The sequence below is a fragment of the Saccharothrix longispora genome (assembly GCF_031455225.1).
GTDB lineage: Bacteria > Actinomycetota > Actinomycetes > Mycobacteriales > Pseudonocardiaceae > Actinosynnema > Actinosynnema longispora.
Map to the genome: position 1 here is coordinate 3,890,635 of NZ_JAVDSG010000001.1, position 18,231 is coordinate 3,908,865.

Below are 18,231 nucleotides of genomic sequence, written 5' to 3' on the forward strand. Positions count from 1 at the left end.
GGGCCGCTCACCCCGTCGCCGGCCCACCCGTCGCCAGGCCGTCGAGCAGCGCCTGGACGCGGGCGGTGTCGTCCGGGCGGTCCTGGGCCTCGTAGCACTCCAGGGCCTCCCGCCACGCGGCGCGGGCGTCGTCGACCTGCCCGAGGGCGGCGTGCGGGTGGCCGAGGTGTTCGAGCGTGTCGGCCACCTGGTAGGTGTTGCCGATCTCGCGGAACAGCACCAGCGCCCGCCGGTAGTGCTCCACGGCCGGGGCGTGCTCGCCGGTGTGGTGGTCGATGTAGCCGAGGCTGTCGAGGGTGTCCGCCTCGCCCTCCGGGTTGTCGTGGCGGCGGTGCAGGTCCAGGGCCGCCCGGCAGTGCTCGCGGGCGCGGTCGTGCCGACCGAGCTGCGCCGCGTACCAGCCGACCATGTTGAGCGCGTTCGCCTCCCACGCCGGGTTGCCGAGCGTGCGGTAGAGGTCCAGGGCGCGGGTGGCGTGGTCGAGCGCCTTGCCGTCGTCGCCGCCGCGCGACCACGTCCAGGCCAGCACCTGGTGGATGTGCGCCTGGTTGGTCGGGTCGTGCTCCTCGGCCAGGGCGAGCGCCTGGTGCAGGTGGCGGACCGCCTCGTCGTGCTGCCGGAGGGCGGCGTGGGAGCGGCCCAGGTTGCGGTGCACCCGGATGCGGGCCGCCGGGTCGTCCGACTGCCCGGCGGCGACCAGTCCGGACCGCCACACGGCCAACTGCTCCTCCAGGTGCCCCCGGCGGTTGTGGAACGTGGTCAGGTTCCACGCCAGCTGCCACACCGCCCGGTGCTGCCCGCCCGCCGCGGCGCTCTGCTGGGCGGCGAGCAGGCACCGGTGCTCGGTGTCCAGCCAGGCCAGCGCCTCGGCGGTGTCGGCGAGCGGCTGCGGCTCACCGCCCGGTTCGGCCGGGTCCGGTTCGACCAGCTCGCGGTGCGGGTCCAGCAGGCGGTCCGCGGCGTGGGTGGTGTGCAGGTAGAAGTCGACGACGCGGCGCAGCGCGCGGCGGCGGGCGGAGTCCGGCAGGTCGCGCGCGGTGCCGGCGGCGTAGGCGCGGATCAGGTCGTGCATCGCGTACCGGCCGCGGTCGTCGCGGGTGAGCAGCGACGCCTGTTCCAGCCCGCGCAGCGCCGTGCCCGCGCGGGCCGGGGACAGGCCGGTGAGGGCCGCCGCGGCGGGCAGCGCGATGTCGGGCCCGGGGGCGATCCCGAGCAGGCCGAACACCTCGCGCTCCTCCGCGGTCAGCGCCTGGTGCGACCAGGACAGCACGGTCGGCAGGCTGGCCGCGGGGTCGCTGTCGGCCAGCGCGTCGAGGCCCAGGTCGCGCAGTTCGGCGGCGAACGTGGCCAGCGGCAGGCGGGGGTGCGCGTAGGCGCGGGCGGCGATGACGCCGAGGGCGAGCGGGAACCCGTTGCACAGGGCGATCAGCTCGTCCACCGCGTGGGCCTCGGCCACGACCCGGTCCGCGCCCAGGCGGCGGGCCAGCAGGTCGCGCGACTCGTCGTGGGACAGCACGTCGAGGTCGAGGTGGCCGGCGCCGTGGGCGGTGGTGAGGCTGAGCAGCCTGCTGCGGCTGGTGACGAGCACGGTGCAGGACCGGCCGCCGGGCAGCAGCGGCACGACCTGCGCGGCGCCGGCGGCGTTGTCCAGCACGATCAGCATCCGCCGGTCGGCGACCATGCCGCGCAGCAACGCCGTCTGCGCGTCCGGGCCGGACGGAATGCGGCCCGGTTCGACGCCCAGCGCGTCGAGGAACCCGCGCACCGCGACGGCGGGCGGCATGGGTTCGCTCTCCGGGCTGAAGCCGCGCAGGTCGACGAACAGCTGGCCGTCCGGGAAGCGGTGGGCGTGCTGGTGCGCCCAGTGGAGCGCCAGCCAGGTCTTGCCGATGCCGCCGGTGCCGCCGATCGCGGAGATCACCACGGTGCCGGCGTCGACGTCGTCCAGCGCGGCGGTGAGGGCGGCGAGTTCCCCTGCGCGGCCGATGAACGAGCGGGGCGGGGCGGGCAGCTGGCGCGGCACGACGGCCGCAGGCTGCGGGGTGACGGGCTCGACGGTCCCGACGGGTTCGGCGTCGAGCAGCCGCCGGTGCAGGTCGCGCAGCGCGGCGCCGGGGTCGGTCCCCAGTTCCTCGGCCAGCCGGGAGCGGACCCGCTCGTAGTGGGCCAGCGCCTCGGCGTGACGACCGCCGCGGGCCAGGGCGAGCAGGTACTGGGCGGCCACGCGCTCGTCCAGCGGGTGCTCGGCGGTGCGGGCGGCCAGCTCCGGCAGCAGGTCGGTGTGCCGCCCGAGGCGCAGCGCCAGGTCGGTGCGCTCCAACTCGGCGATCCACCGCTCGCCGTCGACCATGTCCCGTGCCGCGACGACCCACGGCGTGTCCAGCCCGCTGAACGCCTCGCCGCGCCACAACCCGAGCGCCTCGTCGATCGCGCCGAACCCCGCTGCGGGCTCGGGTGCCGAGCGGGCGCGGGCGAGCAGGTCGCGGAACCGGTGCAGGTCCACGCGCGCCGGGTCGACCTCCAGCACCCAGCCGCCGGACCGGTGCACGATGGCGACGTCGCCCAGGTCGGCAAGGGCGGCGCGCAGACGTGACACGTACGAGTGGAGGTTGCTCTTGCCGCGCAGCGGCACCCGAGCACCCCACACCCGGTCGAGCAACTGGTCGGCGGTGACGACCCGGTTGGCGTCGACCAGCAGCGCCGCCAACACGCACTGCTGCCGGGCGTGCCCCACGTCCAGCCGCCGGTCCCCCGCCCGGGCCTCGACCGGGCCCAGCACCCTCAGCTCTCCCACGACCGACCTCTCATCGGTGATCATGTCCCCCTCGCGGGTGAAGGCATACCAGTTCCGGGCAGTGCGGCGCAGGTCGGGCACGACGTCACCGGGGACGTGGTCACAGGAGTGGCGGCCCGGGAGAGCGATAGGAATTCGCCGAGAAGACCGAATCCGGCGCCGAACAAGTCGAAACTTTTCGGACAGTTTATCGCAATACTTTCGGAAGGCGGACTACGCCGTTCGCGCTATCGGAATACCTCCGCGTGCTTAATCCACAACTGTCGAACACACTGTCTCAACTGGGCATACACGCAGCACTTCACTCTGGGAGCGATCCCGGACAACGTCGACAAACTGCACGTCGAACACGATCCAGACGACGGTTCACACCCCAGGCATCCGCAAGATGCGGCCAGATCGACGCTTGCCAGCCCTACATGTTTCGGTCAATACTGCTAAAAGTTTCAGGGACTGGGCTGTCAATCCCGACCAACCCCCACCTGGCGAACCAACAGGTGCTCCCCCAGAAGGTGCCAATCATGAAGCTGACATCGAGGTCAGTGCTACGGGCCGCGCTCGTGTCGACCCTCGTCGCCGCCACGACCGGCGCGACGGTGCTCCTGGCCACGTCCGCCAGTGGTGCCGCCTCGACGCTCGCCGCGGCGGCGCAGCAGAGCGGCCGCTACTTCGGCACGGCCGTGGCGGCGAACAAGCTCTCGGACTCGACCTACGTGGGCATCCTCAACCGCGAGTTCGACATGGTCACCGCCGAGAACGAGATGAAGATGGACGCGACGGAACCCCAACGCGGCCAGTTCTCCTACGGCAACGCCGACCGCATCGTCAACCACGCCCGCAACCAGGGCATGCGCGTGCGGGGCCACGCCCTGGCCTGGCACTCCCAGCAGCCCGGCTGGATGCAGTCCATGGAAGGCGCCACCCTGCGCTCCGCCATGCTCAACCACGTCACCCAGGTCGCGACCTACTACCGCGGCAAGATCTACGCCTGGGACGTCGTCAACGAGGCCTTCGCCGACGGCAGCGGCGGCGGCCGCCGCGACTCCAACCTCCAGCGCACCGGCAACGACTGGATCGAGGCGGCCTTCCGCGCCGCCCGCGCCGCCGACCCGGGCGCCAAGCTCTGCTACAACGACTACAACACCGACGACTGGACCCACGCCAAGACCCAGGCCGTCTACCGCATGGTCCAGGACTTCAAGCAGCGCGGCGTGCCCATCGACTGCGTCGGCCTCCAGTCCCACTTCAACTCCCAGAGCCCGGTGCCCTCGAACTACCAGACCACCCTGCAGAACTTCGCCAACCTCGGCGTCGACGTCCAGATCACCGAACTCGACATCGAGGGCTCCGGCTCCGCGCAGGCCCAGAACTTCCAGCGCGTCACCCAGGCCTGCCTCGCCGTCGCCCGCTGCACCGGCATCACCGTGTGGGGCATCCGCGACACGGACTCCTGGCGCGCCTCGGGCACCCCGCTGCTCTTCGACGCCGGCGGCAACAAGAAGGCCGCCTACACCTCGACCCTGAACGCCCTCAACGCGGCCGACCCGACGGGTCCGACCACCACGACCACCACCACCACGACCACGACCACGACCACGACGACCACCACCACGACCCCCGGCCCCGGGCCGGGCGGCTGCACCGCCTCGGTGTCGCTGAACTCGTGGAACGGCGGCTTCGTCGCCACGGTCAAGGTCACTGCGGGGTCCTCGGCCATCAGCGGCTGGACGGTGACGACCAACCTGCCCTCCGGGGCGACGGTCACCAACGCCTGGAACGCCCAGCGCAGCGGCACCTCCGGCACCGTCAACTGGACGAACGTGGCCTACAACGGCCGGGTCGCGGCCGGGCAGTCGACCGAGTTCGGCTTCCAGGGCACCGGCTCCGCCACCGGCATGACGCCGACGTGCAGCGCTAACTGACCCACCCGCAGGACCCGATCCACCGCACGACCCGATCCACCGCACGACGAGGCCCGGCGCGGTCCCCCCGCGCCGGGCCTCCGCACGTCACGCGGCCTGCTCCGCGCACAGCCAGCCGACGCCCTCGGCGATCCCCGCTCCGGGTATCGCCGGACCACCGACGCCGACACCTCCGCGGCGGACGGGGTCGGGCGCACCCTGCGCCGGGGCGGGGGTGATCACTACGGTGTGGGGCAGGTGAACGACGAGGAGGAACCGGCCCATGCCCCGTGCGGAGTCCAACGGCATCGAACTGGAGTACGACACCTTCGGCGACCCGGCCGATCCCACCCTGGTGCTGGTCATGGGTCTGCGGGCGCAGATGACCGCGTGGGACGAGCGGCTGTGCGCGTTGCTGGCCGGGGAGGGGTTCCACGTCGTGCGGTTCGACAACCGCGACGCCGGGTTGTCCACCCAGCTCGACCACCTGCCCGCGCCGGACGTCATGGCCATCGCGGGCGGTGACCGGAGCACCGTGCCGTACGTGCTCTCCGACATGGCGGACGACCTCGTCGGGCTGCTCGACCACCTCGGCGCGGAGCGCGCGCACGTCGTGGGCGCGTCGATGGGCGGCATGATCGTCCAGCAGGCGGCCATCGACCACCCGGAACGGCTGCTCAGCCTCACCTCGATCATGTCGACCACGGGCAACCCGGCCGTCGGCCAGGCCACGCCCGAGGCGCGCGCGGTGCTGATGCGCCCGCCCGCCGCCACCCGCGAGGAGGCGGTCGAGAGCGCGGTGGTCAGCTGGCGGGTCATCGGCTCCCCCGGCACGGAGGCCGACGAGGAGGAGGTCCGCGCACGGGCCGCCGCGGCCTACGACCGGGCGTTCCGGCCGGCGGGCGGGGTGCGGCAGTTCGCCGCGATCGTCGCCTCGCCGGACCGGACCGCCGGTCTGCAGGGGGTGAAGCTGCCCGCGCTGGTGGTGCACGGCATGAACGACCCGCTGGTGGGCCCCAGCGGCGGTCAGGCGACCGCGGCGGCCCTCGCCGACTCCGAGTTGCTGCTGGTCGACGGCATGGGCCACGACCTGCCGCCGGCGATCTGGCCGACGCTGGTCCGGGGTGTCCGGCGCAACGCCGACCGGGCGGCCTGACCGGTCGGCAGCCGTTCCGGCGAGGGGGGCGGTGGCGGCCGGCGCCACCACCGCCCCCCTCGGGGGACTACAGGGTGCGCTGGAGGTGGTCGGACAGCACCCGCGCGAAGTGCGCCGGGTCGGGCAGGTCGCCGCCCTCGGCCAGCAGGGCCATGCCGTGCAGCAGCTCCACGGTGCCCTCCAGCCGGCTGTGGTCCTCGTCCTTGGCGAACGCCTCGTGCAGGCCGGTGACCAGCGGGTGCGTCGGGTTGAGCTCCAGGATGCGCTTGACCGGCGGCAGCTCCTGGCCCATCGCCCGGTACATCTTCTCCAGGGTCGGGGTCAGGTCGTGGGCGTCGCCGACCACGCAGGCGGGCGAGGTGGTCAGGCGCGAGGTCAACCGGACCTCCTTGACCCGCTCGGCCAGCGCGGTGGTCATCCAGGCCAGCAGGTCGGCGAAGTCCTTGCGGCGCTCCTCGGCCTGGGCCTTCTCCTCCTCGGTCTCCAGGTCGACCTGGCCCTTGGCGATCGACTGGAACTGCTTGCCCTGGAAGCCGGGGACGGAGTCGACCCACATCTCGTCGATGGTGTCGGTGAGCACCAGCACCTCGAAGCCCTTGGCGCGCAGCGCCTCCAGGTGCGGCGAGTTCTCCACGGTGGCCCGCGAGTCGCCGGTCATGTAGTAGATGTGCTGCTGGTCGTCCTTCATCCGCTCGACGTACTGCGCGAGGGTGGTCCGCGCCTCGGCGTCGTGCGTGGAGTCGAACGAGCAGATCGCCAGGATCGCGTCGCGGTTCTCGGCGTCCGCGATCAGGCCCTCCTTGACCGCCGCGCCGAACTCGCGCCAGAACGTCGCGTACGACTCGGGCTTGTCCGCCATCATCGTCTTGACCGTCGACAGGACCTTCTTGACCAGGCGGCGGCGCATCAGCGCGATCTGGCGGTCCTGCTGGAGGATCTCGCGCGACACGTTCAGCGACAGGTCCTGGGCGTCCACGACGCCCTTGACGAACCGCAGGTACTCCGGCATCAGCTCTTCGCAGTCGTCCATGATGAAGACGCGCTTGACGTAGAGCTGCACGCCGCGCTTGCGCTCGCGCATGAACAGGTCCATCGGCGCCTGGGACGGCAGGAACAGCAGCGCCTGGTACTCGAAGGTGCCCTCCGCCTGCATGCGGATGGTCTCCAGCGGCTTGTTCCAGTCGTGGCTGACGTGCCGGTAGAACTCGGCGTACTCGTCCTCGCTCACCTCGCTGGACGGCCGCGCCCACAGCGCCTTGCGCGAGTTGATCGTGGTCGGCTCGGCGGCCTCCCCGTCGTCGCCCGGCTTCCCGGGCACGAGCCGGACGGGCCAGGTGATGAAGTCGGCGTAGCGCTTGACGATCTCGCGGACCTTCGCGGTCGAGGTGTAGTCGGGCAGGTTGTCCTCGGTGTCGACCGGCTTGAGGTGCAGGGTGACGGCGGTGCCCTGCGGCGCGTCGTCGACGTCCTCGATCGTGTAGGTGCTCTCGCCGCCGGACTCCCAGCGCACGCCCTTCTCCGAACGCGGGTGCTTCGTCACCAGCGTCACCCGGTCCGCGACCATGAACGTCGAGTAGAAGCCGACGCCGAACTGCCCGATGAGGTCCTGCGGGCCGGCCGCCTCCTGCGACTCGCGCACCTTGCGCAGGAACTCGGCGGTGCCGGACTTGGCGATCGTGCCGATCAGGTTGACCACGTCGTCGCGGGTCATGCCGATGCCGTTGTCCCGGACGGTCAGCGTTCGCTGCTCCGCGTCGACCTCGATGTCGATGTGCAGGTCGGAGGTGTCGACCTCCAGGTCCTTGTCCCGGAACCCCTCCAAGCGCAGCTTGTCCAACGCGTCGGAGGCGTTGGACACCAGTTCGCGCAGGAACGTGTCCTTGTTCGAGTAGATCGAGTGGATCATCAGCTGGAGCAGCTGACGTGCCTCGGACTGGAACTCCAGCGTTTCCACGTGCTTCCTTCCTGTACGGCTTCCGTCGACCGGTCATCGTATCGGGACGCGACCGGAAATCCGGTCGATCTCCCCCGTGATCCTCGTGGTGCTGACCGTGCCGGGCGTGGGAGATCGTCGCCGGCGACCGTGCCGCACGACCTGGCGGGTGGCGCGGGGTGTCCGCGACGCGGGTGGGCAACGGCGAGGTGCCCACCCGCGCCGACCGTCACCCGCAGTCGAGGCGCGCGTCGGCCCAGTCGGCGTGGTCGAAGTTGCGGCCGTCGCCCGCGTCGGTGACCCGCAGGACGAGCGTCCGCACGCCGGTGGTGTCCACGGACGCGGCACGTCCCGGCTCGCCGCCCCGGACGACGCCGCTGTCGTGCAGCACCCGGCCGTCGCCGACCACCTGGAACACCACCGAGCCCGGCGACGTCGTCTCGTCGTCCAGCCCGAGCACCGCGCCGAACGACCGGCACGCGCCGCCCAGGTGGACCGCCACCTCGGACGGCGCGTGCACGCCGAGCCCCTTGGCGTGCACGACCCCGGCGATGGTCAACGGCCCGCCGTCACCGCCGGACGCCTCGCCGTTGGAGCGGTCGCGCTCGACCGGCCCCCACCCGTTGGACTGGGTGAACGGCAGGTCGCTCACGTGCGGTGCGCCGGTCGGCGCGACGAACACCCGCACGGCCCGCTCGACGTGCACCCGCGGGTGGCCGGGCGTGCGGAACTCCGCGGACACCGGCACGTCGTGCGCGCCGACCGCGCCCGCCGCCGGGTGCACGGTCCACGTGCCGGCGACGGCCTCGCCCGCCCGCAGCACCTGTCGCCGGACGGTCGGGCCGGTGACCTCCCAGCCGGCGGGCGCGGTCGCGGTGAGGGTGACGTCCGTGACGTCGGCGGTGGCGGTGAAGCCGCCGGTCACCACCACCGGTGCCCCCGGCCTGACGTCGGCCTCGGCCGGCGTGGTGGTGAGGGTGCTGCCGGGGACGGGCACGACCGGCTCGTCGCACGTCGTGCGCCCCGGCCGGTACGGGCAGGCCACCGCGGCGAACCCGCCGTCGCGCGGCACCGCCACCTCCAGCCGGTCCGCGGACCGGGCGACCCGGCTCTCGCGCAGCACGTCGCCGCGCGCCGCGGCCGGGTCGTCCCGCAGCACCTCGACCAGCCAGCGTCCGCCGCCCAGGAAGTCCAGTGACGCCCCCAGGGTCCGCGGGGCACCCGTCGACACCGCGCCGACGAACCACCGCTCGCCCGACCGGCGCGCCACCACCGCGTGGTCGGTCGGGTCGCCGGCGAGCAGCCGGGTGTCGTCCCACACCGCCGGCACCTGGTCGAGGTGGCGCAGGGCCTGCGGGAACCGCTCGTACGCCTCGGGTTTGTCGGCGAAGTGCGTCCACCCCGACTCGTAGAGCACGGGCAGCGCGATCTCGTGCGCGACGGACGCCTCCTTCGTGCCGACCTCCAGCGACACCGGCGTGTAGTCCATCGAGCCGACCACGTTGCGGGTGAAGAACTGCACCGGGTTGTTCGCGGCGGGCGGGGAGTTCTCCGCGCCGCGCACCGCCTCCATGGTCATCACGTGCGGCCAGGTGCGGGCGAGGCCGTGCGGGATGGTCGAGCCGTGGAAGTTGACCATCAGGCGCAGTTCGGCGGTCTTCGCCAGGACGGCGTCGTACCACTGGTAGCGGGCCCGCGAGTCGGACTCCATGAAGTCGAGCTTCACGCCCTTCACGCCCCAGTCGCGCATCCTCGGCAGCACGGAGTCGCGCTCGGCGGCCGTGTCGAGGTCGCTCCACCGGAACCACAGCAGCACCTCGACGCCCTTGGCGCGGGCGTACCGCACGAGGTCGGGCACCCAGCTCTCCTGCCAGCCCTCGTCGACGAGGACGTACTCCCAGCCGTGCGCGGCGGCGAAGTCCACGTACCGCCGCTGCCGCTCCGGGTCCCCCGGGCTGGAGTGCTCGCTCAGCCACGACCAGGCGACCTTGCCCGGCCGGACCCACGAGGTGTCGGCGAGCCGGGACGGTGGCGCGAGGTCGTCCACGAGGGTGGAGCGGCTCACGGTGGCCAGGTCGCCGACGATCGCGGTCCGCCACGGCGTGCGCAGCTCGCCTTCGGAAGCGCTGCTCCCGTCCGCGAGCACCACCTCGTAGCGGCCCGCCCCGACGTGCCGCAGCCTGCTGCCGGGGTACCGGCCGTCCACGTCGGACTCGGTCAGCAGGGCGTAGTCCCCGCCGACCCGGAACAACGACGGGTGGCCGTAGTCGCCGGGCGGGGCCCCGCCCGCGGTGGTGTGCACGCGGTTGGCCTCGTACCAGGCGTTGTAGGGCAGCAGCCAGGCCGGCGCGTCGGCGGGCAGGGCGTAGGAGGACGCCTCGCCGGTCACCACGACGGGTCCCGGCACCACGTACCGGTAGGCCACGCCGTCGGGCGCGGCGCGCACCACCAGGTCCAGCCGCGCGCCGCCGGTCCCCGCGAACGACAGCCGCGTCTCGGTCATCCGGTTGTCGCGTTCGAGCCGCTTGCCGGTGGTCGTGGCGTACCGCTCCCGCACGACCCGGTCGGACCGCCCGAGCGGCCGCAGCCCGGAGGCCAGGTCGGCGGCCTCGGTGCGCAACCCGACGGGGGCGGGGGCCAGCACGGTGCGACCACCGCGCGTGACGGCGAGCGTGAGGGCGCCGCCCTCCAGGGCGACGCGTGCCGCGACGCCGCCGGTGGGGGCGGTGACCACCCACTGGTCGGGCGCGGAGGGGCCGGGCGCGGAGGGGCCGGGCGCGGAGGGGCCGGGCGCGGAGGGGCCGGGCGCGGTGGTTCCGGGTGGTGCCGCGTCCGGGGGTGGGGCGGCGGTCGCGGGGGCGGGGAGCGCCGCCACCAGGGCGGCGGCCACTGCCAGGGCCAGTGGGCGAAGCGATGACATCGTTGTCAACCCCCGTGGTGCCGGTGCGGGCGGTGCGTGCGGGTCCCCTGATCCTGGTCATGATCCGGACCGGCGGTCAAGGGCGTGCCGGTCTTCCCAGGCACTGCATGATGACGTGTGGCACCGGTCACATCCCCTGCACTCGGAGGTCACCCGTGAACACACGTCTCCACCGCGCCCTGTCCACCGCAGCGGGGGTGGTCGCCCTGGCCCTGCCGGCGTCCGTCCTGCCGGTCCCCGGGTTACCGACGCCGCCGGCCGCGGCGGCGGAACGAGCGGCGGCACCGGGCGTCGCGGCCCTGACCTACGTGGCGCTGGGCGACTCGATGCCGTCCGGGCCGCTGATCCCCTCCCCGACCGGTCCGCTCGCCTGCGGCCGCTCCACGCACAACTACCCGCACGAGCTGGCCGCCCGGCTGGGGGCGGCGCTGACCGACGTCACGTGCAGCGGCGCGGCCGGCAGGCACCTGACTGAACCGCAGGAGCTGTCGCTGCTCGACATCCCCGCCGGGACCGCGCCGCCGCAGTTCGACGCGCTGCGCACGGACACCGGCCTGGTCACGTTGACCATCGGCGGCAACGACGTCGGGCTGGTCGGCATCGCCCAGGACTGCGTGCGGCTCGACCCCGCCGCCACGCCGTGCGCCGGCGAGCACGAGGCGCGGTTGGCCCAGCGGTTGGCCGAGTTCGGGCCGAAGCTGGCCGCCGCCCTGGACGGCATCCGCGCGCGGTCGCCGCGGGCGCGCGTGGTCGTCACCGGGTACGGGCTCTACATCAAGGCGGGCGGGTGCTGGCCGGTCCAGCCGGTGCTGCCCGCGGACGCCGACTTCCTCCAGGGCGGCGTCGACCGGCTCAACGCGGTCATCGCCGAGCGGAGCGCGGCGCACGGCGCCGAGTACGTCGACCTGAGGACGCCCAGCGCCGGCCACGACGCGTGCCAGGCGCCGTGGGACAAGTGGGTGGAGGGCTACGTGCCCACCGACCTCGCCGCGCCGCTGCACCCCAACCGGCGCGGTGAGGCCAACTACGCGCGGATCATCGCCGACCACGTGACGGGGGTGTGACGTGAGGTCGCGCTTGAGGCTGCCCCTGGTCGTCGCGCTCACCGCCGCGTCGCTCACCGCCACGGCGCCCACCCACGCCGCCGCCCGCGCCACCGGCGGCTGCGACCCGATCGGCGGCGGCGTGGAGTGCCTGCTGCCGTTCCCCAGCGACTGGCACACCCGGCCCGACCCGGGCACCGACACGGGACGGCGGGTCGCGTTCGACTCCCGCGTCCTGCCGCGCAACGCGCTCGGCAGCTCGCCGAACCCGACCGCGTGGAACCGGGCGGACGGCTTCTCCCCCGGCTCCACGCTGATCGCGCACGTGCCCGGCCTCGCCCCGGTGGCGAGCGGGATGGCCCCGGTCACCGACATCGGCCGCTCGCTCGCCCCCGACTCGCCCGTCGTGCTGCTGGACGCGACGACCGGCGAGCGGTGGCCGCACTGGGCCGAGATCGATTCGAACGACCCGCGACGCCGGGCGCTGCTGGTCCACCCGGCCCGCAACTTCCGCGACGGGCACCACTACGTCGTGGCCCTGCGCGGGCTGCGCGACGTCGCCGGGGACGAGATCGCGCCGAACGCCGCCTTCGCGGAGGTCGCCGGGCCGGACCTGGCGCCGGACGACCCGCTGCACGCCCGGCAGCGGCAGCTCCGACCGGCCCTGGCCACCCTCGCCGCGCACGGTGTCGCGCCGGACACCCTGGACCTGGCCTGGAACTTCACCGTCGCGAGCACGCGCGGCCTGACCGGCGACCTGACCACCATCCGGGACGACGCCCTGCGCGGCCTGGGCACGCGGGCACCCGCGTCGACCGTCACCGGCGTCACCGACTTCACCCCCGAGCAGGACGCGCGCATCGCCCGCGAGGTCACCGGCCGGGTCACCGTGCCCAGCTACCTGACGCTGCCCGCCGGCCTGCCCGGTTCGGTGCTGCGCCGCGGCTCCGACGGCACGCCGCGCCGTTCGCTGTTCGGCACCGTGGAGGCGCGGTTCCGCTGCGAGGTGCCCCGGTCGGCGTTCACCCGGCCCTCCTGGCCCGCCCTGTACGGGCACGGGTTGCTGGGCTCGCGGTCGGAGGTGGGGGCGGGCAACGTGAAGGCGATGGCGGCCGAGCACGGGTTCACCTTCTGCGCCACCGACTGGATCGGCATGGCGCAGGACGACATCCCGGTGGTGCTGGCGGCGCTCGCGGACATCGGCCTGTTCCCGGCGATCCCGGAGCGGTCGCAGCAGGGCCTGCTCAACGCGGTGTTCGTGGGCCGCGCGCTGGCGCACCCGCAGGGGTTCACCTCGCACCCGGCGTTCCGCACCGACGACGGCCGCCCGCTGGTCGACACCACCCGCCCGCTGGTCTTCGACGGCAACAGCCAGGGCGGCATCCTCGGCGGGGCGCTGGTGGCGGCGTCGCCGGACATCCGCACCGCCGTCCTCGGCGTCACCGGCATGAACTACGGCCTGCTGCTCAACCGCAGCAGCGACTTCGCGCGGTTCCACCAGGTGCTCGACCTGTCCTATCCGGACCGGTTGCGCCAGCAGGTGGTCCTCCAGCTGCTCCAGCTGCTGTGGGACCGGGGCGAGACCAACGGCTACGCCAACCACCTCGGCGACCGGCGCGTGCTGATGCACATCGCGTTCGGCGACCACCAGGTGGCGAACGTCGCGGCGGACGTGCAGGCCCGCACGATCGGCGCCCGCCTGGTGACGCCGGCCCTCGCGCCCGGCCGCGGCCCCGACCGCGAGCCGTACTGGGGGATCGAGCCGGCACGGCTGCCGCACGCCGGCTCGGCGATGGTCGTGTGGGACAGCGGCACGCCCGCGCCGCCGACCACCAACACGCCGCCGACGGAGCCCGACTACGGGCGCGATCCGCACGCGGACCCGCGTTCCTCGGCGGACGCGCGTCGACAAAAGGCCGCTTTCCTGACCACCGGACTGGTGGTCGACGTGTGCGGCGGAGCGCCGTGCACGGCACCGCCCGCGTGATCGATCAATTGCCTTGGACGCCCTCGGCGGGCCGTTCCGGAGAACGGCCCGCCGAGGGTGGCGACAGGTGGTGCGGTCAGGACACGGTGAACTCGTACAGCTTGGTCACCTGGCCCGGCTTGAGCGTGCACGCGGACGTGAAGGTGCCCAGGCCGGTGGTCGAGCCGTCGGCCTTCCTCGGGGTGAGCGTGGTGCTGAAGTTGCCGACCGTGATCGTGGTCTTGCCCGCCTTGGTGAGCGTGAGCGGCGGGGTGCCGCCGGTGGCGACCGTGTTGAACGCGCCGGAGGACGGCACGGGGGTCTTGGCCACGGTCAGGTTCGCGGTCACCGGCACGACGGTGCCCGCGTTGTCCACGCTGGTCGAGGCGACCGCCGTGCCCTCGACCGTCTTGGCCCCGACCAGGGCCAGGCCGAGGGTCGCGGTGGCCGGCACGGTGGCGGTGGCGGTGACGGTCGTGGCCGGCAGCGGCACGCCGACGGTGCCGGAGGCCGGCAGGTTGCCGACGGCGATCTTCACCGACATGTCCTGCGACCCGATGAGCGGGAACGGGCAGTTGTAGACGAGCGTCAGCTGGGCTGACGCCGCGTGACCGACGCCCGCGCCGCCGAGGACGGCGGTGGTCGCGACCGCGGCGCCGACCGCGAGCCCCTGGACGAGCTTCCGGGACAGGGAAATGCGCATGGACAATCTCCTCGTCGAGATCGATCGGAATACGCTTTCAACAGCGGTGGTTGGTTCTACTACCAGTCAGTAATATACTGACCCCGAAAGGCCCCTACAAGCACCGGATTCACATTTGCCGCAAATCCTTCCGATTGCACAGAAACTCCGAATGGATTTGTGCAGCTTGTGACAAAAGTCGACGGACGATCGGCCGCCGGTGGGCGCTCGCACGCCCCGCCCGGAGCCGGCGCGGGCCGTCAGCGCAGCGGCAGCCACTCGGTCGACGTGGTGGCGTCCGCCAGCGCGTCGGGCAGCGGGGCGACGCCGAGCCCCGGCCCGGTGGGCACGGGCAGGTGGCCGTCGCGGAGCACGAACGGCTCGGTGAGGTCGGCCCGGTAGTAGCGCTCGGAGGCGGAGGTGTCGCCGGGGAGGGTGAAGCCGGGCAGCGCGGCCAGCGCCACGTTGGCCGCGCGCCCGAGGCCGCTCTCCAGCATCCCGCCGCACCACACCGGCACGCCGTGCGCCGCGCACACGTCGTGCACCCGGCGGGCCTCCAGGTAGCCGCCGACCCGGCCGGCCTTGACGTTGACCACGGAGCACGCGCCGAGGCGGATCGCGTCGGCGGCGGCGCGGGCGGAGGTGACCGACTCGTCCAGGCACACCGGGGTGCGGATCGCGCGGGCCAGTTCGGCGTGGCCGAGCAGGTCCTCCTCGTCGAACGGCTGCTCGACCAGCAGCAGGCCGAACGGGTCGAGGCGGGCCAGGTGGCCGATGTCGGCGCGGGTGTAGGCGGTGTTGGCGTCGACCTGGAGCAGCACGTCGTCGCCGAACCGCTCGCGCACCGCGCGCACCGGCTCGACGTCCCAGCCGGGCCGGACCTTCAGCTTGATCCGCAGGTAGCCCGCGTCGAGGTGGCCGGCGACCTCGTCGAGCAGGCGCGGCACCGAGTCTGCGATGCCCACCGACACCCCGCACGGCACGCGGTCGCGCACGGCGCCCAGCTCGCGCGCGAACGACCGGCCGGCGGCGCGCAGCTCGGCGTCCAGGACGGCCGTCTCCAGCGCCGCCTTCGCCATCCGGTGCCCCTTGAACGCGGCCAGCGCGGGCGCCACGGCGGTCGCGTCCGCCACTCGTGCCGCGGCGGGCACGAAGTACGCCCGGAGCACGTGCTGCGCGGCCTCGACGTACTCCGAGGAGTACAGCGGGTCCGTCAGCGCGACGCACTCGCCCCACCCCTCGGCCTCGTCGGTGACCGCCCGCACCAGCAGGACGTCGCGGGTGGTCTCGCTGCCGAACGAGGTCCGGAACGGCGCGACCAGCGGCATCCGGACCCGGCGCAGCTCCACCCCGGTCAGCTCCACCCGTCTCCCCCCGTCACGACGTACCCGCCGGCGCGGTCGAACCCGGTGATCCGCCCCCCGGCGGCGAGCAGCGGCACGAGGGCCTCGCGCAGCGCGGCCCGCCACCGCTTCGCCGCCTCCGGGTCGGTGGCGCGCAGGGCGGCCACGTCCGGCGGCACGGGCACCAGCGCGGCCCCCTCGGGCACGGGGCAGGCCCGCGGCAGGGGCGCGTGGACGTCCCAGCGCACCAGCACCCGGTCGCTGGCGTCGTCGGCGTTGATGCCGTCGCGCATCGGGCCGTAGAAGTCCGGCAGGTACTCCACGACCTCACCGCCGAGCTTGGCCAGGTTGAAGTGGGCGTTGCGGCTGACCAGCGGGTCGAAGGTCCAGGTGATGGTGCGGACGCCGCGTGCCGCGGCCCACGCCCGCTGGTGCAGCTTGAGCGCGTACCCGACGCCCCGGCCGAGGGCGGTGGCGGCCACGCCGGTGATGTGGCTGTGCAGGGTGGCCTCGGCGGGCGGGCCGAAGAACCCGGCGACGGCGCCGACGAGCGCGGCGCCGTCGTACGCGCCGGCCACGTAGTTCCCGCCCTTGGTCAGGGCGCGCATCACCTCGGTGGTGATCGGCCGGTTCGCCGGGTCGGGCCGCCAGATGTCGTCGAAGAGCCGCTGCACCGCCGCGAGGTCGCCCAGCTCGGTCACCGCGCGGACCCGCACGCCGGCGGCGCGGGCGGCGTCCCCCGCGTCGTCCTCCGGCCCGGTCACCGCTCCCCCAGCAGGTCGGCGACCAGCGCCGCCACCAGTGCCGCGCGGGGCGCCAGCTCGTCGACCAGGACGTGCTCGTCGTCGGCGTGCGCGCCACCGCCCACCGCGCCGAGGCCGTCGAGGGTGGGCGTGCCGACGCCGGCGGTGAGGTTGCCGTCCGAGCCACCGCCGACGGCCACCCCGCGCAACGGCGGCAGGCCGAGCGCGGCGGCCACCCGGGACGCCCGGTCGAACAGGTCCGCCGAGGCGGTCCGGGGCAGCGGCGGGCGGCTCGGGCCGCCGACGACCTCCAGCACCGCGTCGTCCAGCACGGGGCGCAGCGCACGCAGGGCGGCGTCCACGCGGTCCTGCTCGGCCGCGTCCCGGGCACGGACGTCCACCGCGAACTCGCCCGCGGCGGGCACCGTGTTCGCCGACGCGCCGGCGGACAGCAGGGTCGGCGTGACCGTGGTGCCGCGTCCCGGGTCGGCCAGGGCGGCCACGGCGAGCACCTGGTGGGCCAGTTCGACGGACGCGTTGACGCCCCGCTCGGGTTCCAGGCCCGCGTGCGCGGCCCGGCCGGTGACCCGCACGGAGTACTGGGACACGCCCTTGCGCTCGACCTTGAGCGCGCCACCCGGCGCGGACGCCTCCAGCACCAGGGCCGCCGCGCAGCCCGCCGCCTCCGCCCGGATCAGCTCCCGCGAGGTCGGCGAGCCGATCTCCTCGTCCCCGGTGACCAGCAGCGTCACCCCGGCGCGGTCGGGCAGGGCGGCGATCGCGTGGAAGGCGGCCACCAGACCGGCCTTCATGTCGAAGCAGCCGGGGCCGCGCAGCACACCGCCGTCCGCGGTGGCCGGGTGGGTGGCGAGCGAGCCCACCGGCCACACCGTGTCGTGGTGGCCCAGCACCAGCACGCGGGTCGGGCCGTCGCCGAACGCCCAGCGCAGGTGCGCGCGGCCGGCCGACGTGATCCGCTCGGGCGCGGCCCCCAGCCGTTCGGCGCCGATCCGCGCCACCAGGTCCGCGCTGGCGGCCACCGCCGCGAGGTCCTCGGACGGCGACTCGCACGCCACCAGTTCCGCGATGTCGGCCAGCATCGCGGGCAGCGCGGCCCGCAGGTGTGCGACGAAGTCCACCCGATCGAGCTTAGGGGGCGGGCGGCCCGACGGGCGGCACCTCGCCCCGGCGGCGGGTGTAGGCGTCGCGTGCGGTGGTAGTCCGGTTCCGGTCGAGGGGTCCGCGCGCCACCGGGGCGCGCGGGACCACGACCCGGAACCGGAGGTCCGCATGTCTTCCCCCCGCGGAGCGGTACGGCGGCGCGGCCGGGCGCTGGGCCTGGTCAGCCTGGGCCTGGGCGTGGCGCAGGTCGTCGCCCCGAAGGCGGTGCGCCGGCTGAGCGGCGTGGCCGACTCGACCACCTCGAAGGCCGTGGTACCGCTGGTGGGCGCGCGCGAGCTGGTCCACGCCGCCGGCCTGCTCGCCGGTCGCCGCCCCGGTCCCTGGGCGTGGACGCGCGTCGCCGGTGACGCGATGGACCTCGCCGGCCTGGCCGTGGCGCTGACCGGGCGAGGCGCTCGGCGGGGGCGGCTGCTCGGGGCGACCGGCGTCGTCCTCGGCATCACCGTGCTGGACGTGCTGGTCGCGCGCCAGGCCACCCGCGCGAAGGGCGCCACGCCATGACCCACCGCCGGGCACCTCGAACGGCGTAACCGACCTTCACTCGAACGGCCGATCAAGATCCTCCGCC

Annotated in this window: 12 protein-coding genes; 5 read left to right on the plus strand and 7 right to left on the minus strand. The window is 74.2% G+C overall.

Going from position 1 to position 18,231, the window contains the following annotated elements:
* Positions 1-7 precede the first annotated feature (7 nt).
* The gene (locus tag J2S66_RS15430; protein ID WP_310307746.1) at positions 8-2,818 is read right to left on the minus strand and encodes an AfsR/SARP family transcriptional regulator; all 2,811 of its coding nucleotides are present in this window, start codon (positions 2,816-2,818) and stop codon (positions 8-10) included.
* A 497-nt stretch (positions 2,819-3,315) separates the two neighbouring features.
* On the opposite strand from J2S66_RS15430, the gene J2S66_RS15435 reads away from it, so the two are divergent.
* Positions 3,316-4,716: a glycoside hydrolase family 10 protein gene (locus J2S66_RS15435; RefSeq protein ID WP_310307747.1), complete on the plus strand. Its 1,401-nt coding sequence runs from the start codon at positions 3,316-3,318 to the stop codon at positions 4,714-4,716.
* A 262-nt stretch (positions 4,717-4,978) separates the two neighbouring features.
* A complete protein-coding gene (locus J2S66_RS15440) occupies positions 4,979-5,851 on the plus strand; it encodes an alpha/beta fold hydrolase (protein ID WP_310307748.1) in 873 nt (290 codons plus the stop codon).
* Between the two features lie 67 nt (positions 5,852-5,918).
* Here the strand turns inward: J2S66_RS15440 and htpG are convergent, their stop codons facing one another.
* Both htpG and J2S66_RS15450 read right to left on the minus strand, forming a co-directional pair.
* Positions 5,919-7,805 carry a molecular chaperone HtpG gene (htpG, locus tag J2S66_RS15445; RefSeq protein WP_310307749.1) on the minus strand — a complete coding sequence of 629 codons (1,887 nt, stop codon included), beginning with the start codon at positions 7,803-7,805 and terminating at the stop codon, positions 5,919-5,921.
* A gap of 208 nt (positions 7,806-8,013) precedes the next feature.
* Positions 8,014-10,704, minus strand: a complete 2,691-nt coding sequence (locus tag J2S66_RS15450; RefSeq protein WP_310307750.1) for an NPCBM/NEW2 domain-containing protein — start codon at positions 10,702-10,704, stop codon at positions 8,014-8,016.
* A gap of 155 nt (positions 10,705-10,859) precedes the next feature.
* On the opposite strand from J2S66_RS15450, the gene J2S66_RS15455 reads away from it, so the two are divergent.
* Both J2S66_RS15455 and J2S66_RS15460 read left to right on the plus strand, forming a co-directional pair.
* Positions 10,860-11,768 (plus strand): SGNH/GDSL hydrolase family protein, encoded by a 909-nt coding sequence (locus tag J2S66_RS15455; RefSeq protein ID WP_310307751.1) that lies wholly within the window; start codon positions 10,860-10,862, stop codon positions 11,766-11,768.
* A gap of 1 nt (position 11,769) precedes the next feature.
* The gene (locus J2S66_RS15460; RefSeq protein WP_310307752.1) at positions 11,770-13,734 is read left to right on the plus strand and encodes a hypothetical protein; all 1,965 of its coding nucleotides are present in this window, start codon (positions 11,770-11,772) and stop codon (positions 13,732-13,734) included.
* Between the two features lie 76 nt (positions 13,735-13,810).
* On the opposite strand, the gene J2S66_RS15465 is transcribed toward J2S66_RS15460, so the two are convergent.
* The 4 genes from J2S66_RS15465 to J2S66_RS15480 form a co-directional block, all read right to left on the minus strand.
* Complete coding sequence (locus J2S66_RS15465) at positions 13,811-14,416, minus strand: DUF6801 domain-containing protein (RefSeq protein ID WP_310307753.1); 606 nt, start codon at positions 14,414-14,416, stop codon at positions 13,811-13,813.
* Between the two features lie 239 nt (positions 14,417-14,655).
* The gene (gene menC / locus J2S66_RS15470) at positions 14,656-15,759 is read right to left on the minus strand and encodes an o-succinylbenzoate synthase (protein WP_310307754.1); all 1,104 of its coding nucleotides are present in this window, start codon (positions 15,757-15,759) and stop codon (positions 14,656-14,658) included.
* Entirely contained in the window at positions 15,750-16,502 is a 753-nt protein-coding gene (locus tag J2S66_RS15475) for a GNAT family N-acetyltransferase (RefSeq protein ID WP_310307756.1), read from the minus strand. The genes menC and J2S66_RS15475 overlap by 10 nt, the downstream gene beginning before the upstream one ends.
* On the minus strand, positions 16,499-17,581 hold the full coding sequence (locus J2S66_RS15480; RefSeq protein WP_310314806.1) for a M20 family metallopeptidase: 1,083 nt from the start codon (positions 17,579-17,581) through the stop codon (positions 16,499-16,501). The genes J2S66_RS15475 and J2S66_RS15480 overlap by 4 nt, the downstream gene beginning before the upstream one ends.
* Positions 17,582-17,771: 190 nt before the next feature.
* Between J2S66_RS15480 and J2S66_RS15485 the strand changes: the two genes are divergently transcribed.
* Entirely contained in the window at positions 17,772-18,164 is a 393-nt protein-coding gene (locus J2S66_RS15485) for a hypothetical protein (RefSeq protein WP_310307757.1), read from the plus strand.
* The last annotated feature ends 67 nt before the right edge of the window (positions 18,165-18,231 follow it).

Excerpts from the sequence above, each read along its gene's own strand:
- J2S66_RS15430 (WP_310307746.1), bottom strand. The coding sequence starts at position 2,818 with ATGATCACCGATGAGAGGTCGGTCGTGGGAGAGCTGAGGGTGCTGGGC.
- J2S66_RS15435 (WP_310307747.1), top strand. The coding sequence starts at position 3,316 with ATGAAGCTGACATCGAGGTCAGTGCTACGGGCCGCGCTCGTGTCGACC.
- J2S66_RS15440 (WP_310307748.1), top strand. The coding sequence starts at position 4,979 with ATGCCCCGTGCGGAGTCCAACGGCATCGAACTGGAGTACGACACCTTC.
- J2S66_RS15450 (WP_310307750.1), bottom strand. The coding sequence starts at position 10,704 with ATGTCATCGCTTCGCCCACTGGCCCTGGCAGTGGCCGCCGCCCTGGTG.
- J2S66_RS15465 (WP_310307753.1), bottom strand. The coding sequence starts at position 14,416 with ATGCGCATTTCCCTGTCCCGGAAGCTCGTCCAGGGGCTCGCGGTCGGC.
- J2S66_RS15480 (WP_310314806.1), bottom strand. The coding sequence starts at position 17,581 with ATGCTGGCCGACATCGCGGAACTGGTGGCGTGCGAGTCGCCGTCCGAG.
- J2S66_RS15485 (WP_310307757.1), top strand. The coding sequence starts at position 17,772 with ATGTCTTCCCCCCGCGGAGCGGTACGGCGGCGCGGCCGGGCGCTGGGC.